Annotated in this window: 1 protein-coding gene and 3 pseudogenes; 2 read left to right on the top strand and 2 right to left on the bottom strand. The window is 44.9% G+C overall.

The genetic code is table 11. The features are described from left to right. Both ACI0FR_RS15075 and ACI0FR_RS15070 read left to right on the top strand, forming a co-directional pair. A pseudogene (locus ACI0FR_RS15075) lies at nucleotides 1-392 on the top strand (IS6 family transposase); the annotation flags it as partial. Between the two features lie 69 nt (nucleotides 393-461). Next, a pseudogene (locus ACI0FR_RS15070) lies at nucleotides 462-617 on the top strand (DDE-type integrase/transposase/recombinase); the annotation flags it as partial. 44 nt (nucleotides 618-661) lie between these two features. On the opposite strand, the gene ACI0FR_RS15065 reads toward ACI0FR_RS15070, so the two are convergent. Continuing rightward, a complete protein-coding gene (locus ACI0FR_RS15065; RefSeq protein WP_374834046.1) occupies nucleotides 662-946 on the bottom strand; it encodes a helix-turn-helix domain-containing protein in 285 nt (94 codons plus the stop codon). Further along, nucleotides 943-1,236, bottom strand: a pseudogene (locus tag ACI0FR_RS15060) (type II toxin-antitoxin system RelE/ParE family toxin). Before ACI0FR_RS15060 ends, ACI0FR_RS15065 begins: the two are co-directional and overlap by 4 nt. Nucleotides 1,237-1,704 lie beyond the last annotated feature (468 nt).

Here is a 1,704-nt window from a genome sequence, read left to right as displayed (position 1 = left end):
GCAAACCCTGGATTTCTTGTTGTCTGAACGTCGGGATATGGCTGCAGCTCGGCGTTTATTCAAGAAGATGATCACAAAACGACACTCCTGAGAAGGTTATCATTGACAAAAGTGGCGCAAATCTGGCCGGACTGCACGCCGTCAACATCATCCTGAAATTCACAGGCGCAGGCGACATGATTGAAATCCGGCAGATCAAATATTTGAACAATATCCTTGAGCAAGACCGTCGTTTTATCAAACGGATCACCAAACAAATGATGGGCTTCAAAGCGTTCCATTCCGCATCAGCCACCATCGCAGGCATTGAAGTGGCATACATGATCCGCAAGAACCAGTTTACAAACGACAACCAATCACCATTCAAGGTCTTTGCGGAACTCGCAGCATAACTACGACCAAGGATAAGCACGCTTTTAACTTACTGAAAAATTTGCGACACAACCGGCCTGACTGTATGTGATCATCGTCAGCATAAAGGGGTGAATAATCGAGCAGAGAATTCGCATCAGCCGATATGACGACGAGAGCGGGTCATGAAGCGCTTCAAGTCAGCGCGACATGTGCAAAGGTTCACATCAATTCACGATCCAATTTACAATCTTCATTACTTTCCAGCATGGATAAGGTCACGCAAAATTAAGTCGTTTACATCATTCATTTAAGCCGCCTCCAATACACGCATTTCTACGTGCATTCCCGCAGAAATAAGCATGTTAACAAGGGTATCAATTGCGAACACATTAATTTTTCCACGTTGAAGATCAGATATGCGGGGCTGTGTTACACTAAGACGACGGGCAGCCTCTAACTGTGTCCAGCCATTTTCGCGGATTTTCTTATCTAAGGCCAACATAAGCGCGGAGCGAAGTTTCATATTTTCGGCTTCGGTGTCTTCAATAGCATCCCATACATTAGCAAAAGTCTTGCTTTCGTTTTTCATCATTCTAACTCCTTAACAAGATCGGTATATCGTTTTGTTGCTAAGTCTAGATCAGCTCTGCTCGTTTTCTGTGTTTTCTTTTGGAAGCAATGCAGCACGTAAATTGCGTCTGCGAATTAACGACAAAGATCGCACGGAAAGCGCCTGTAGCGTCTCCAACACGTATTTCCTGTACGCCTCTGCCCGACTATAGCTATAGGCTTCCAATCGTCCGGTGTATCGCCATTTTGCACCTTGTCGAGCTGATAGCCTACCTCACGACGTGCATTGATTGGAAAATCTCTTAAATCAATAAAGGCACTGCCCTAGATGCGTAGCTCTCATAAGGAGATCATACAAAATTTTGTATATTCGGGCAAGCACTCTTTTTCAATGTCTCATTTTTGGTGCATTTAAGTCTGCTTACTGAGCTAGGCGCAGATATATTGATATATTGTATTTTTGAGCTAGTCCGGGCATGATGGTTCCCTAGCTGGACTACGTGAAACCGGTACTGTATAGGCTGTTTTGACCACTTAAAACAGACCGGTACACCCAAATGACCCTAACAGTACCAGCTAAGGTTACAATTTTCGTCCGCGCCTATCTGCGCGCATCCACCATTGAACAAGATGCATGGCACAGTAACTTTAACCTGCGGTCGGCCGTAATTTTACCTATGATGCCGTTATTACGCGGCTTTGTGGCATGCGATTTTCGTGCCATATATTTTTAGCGGTGTGTCGTAATTCACGGTGATGGGCGGCGTTGAAATGATTGCG

This window comes from Paenochrobactrum sp. BZR 201-1, assembly GCF_044987585.2.
Taxonomy (GTDB): Bacteria; Pseudomonadota; Alphaproteobacteria; order Rhizobiales; family Rhizobiaceae; genus Paenochrobactrum; species Paenochrobactrum pullorum.
This window is presented reverse-complemented; position numbering and strand designations above follow the sequence as displayed.